At 60.4% G+C, this 733-nt stretch carries 1 pseudogene; it reads left to right on the top strand.

Going from position 1 to position 733, the window contains the following annotated elements:
• Positions 1-167: 167 nt before the first annotated feature.
• Positions 168-733, top strand: a pseudogene (locus O5O54_RS22235) (transposase); the annotation flags it as partial.

The raw sequence follows: 733 nt of genomic DNA on the forward strand, positions 1-733 counted from the left end.
TCTCACAACACCACAACCCGCCCGCGGCGCAAGCCCGGGCGGGTTGTGGTGTTGAATGGGAGCTTAGGGCCCTCGTTGATTGGCCGTGATCTGCTCCCGAAAAACTGGATTGTGCTGAACTGGAGTTTTCCGCGGTAGCATCCCTTGGCCGGGAGGAGCGGAGAACGATGAAGGCATCGAAGTTTTCGGACGCCCAGAAGGCGTTCATTTTGAAGCAGGGATCTTATGGGATCCCGGTCGCCGAGATATGCCGGCGAGCTGGGATCAGCCAAGCGACCTACTTCAACTGGAAGAAGAAGTATGACGGCCTGCTGCCGACGGAGATGAAGCGGCTGAAGCAGCTCGAGGACGAGAACGGGAAGCTTCGTAAGCTCGTCGCGGACCTGTCGTTGGACAAGGAGATGCTGCAGGACGTCATCCACTGACAAACTGTGAGGCTTGGTCGCAAACGCGAGCTGGTGGCGGAGACGTGCAAGGAATGGGGTGTCTCGATCCGGCGGGCCTGGCAGCTCGGATCAAGGACATCTGCATGACGCGGGTCCGCTACGAATATCCCCTTGGCCGACAGGCGATTGCTTGCAACCGCTGAGAGGCGTCGCGTTCACGTGCTGCTCCGGCGCGAGGGCTGGGCCGGCAACATCAAGCGAACCTATCGGATCTACAGGGATCTCGGCCTGCAACTGCGGAACAAGACGCCGAAGCGTCGGGTGAAGGTGACCTGCTCCCCGTTCCG

Source organism: Aureimonas sp. SK2 (assembly GCF_029813115.1).
In the GTDB taxonomy this organism is placed as follows: domain Bacteria; phylum Pseudomonadota; class Alphaproteobacteria; order Rhizobiales; family Rhizobiaceae; genus Aureimonas.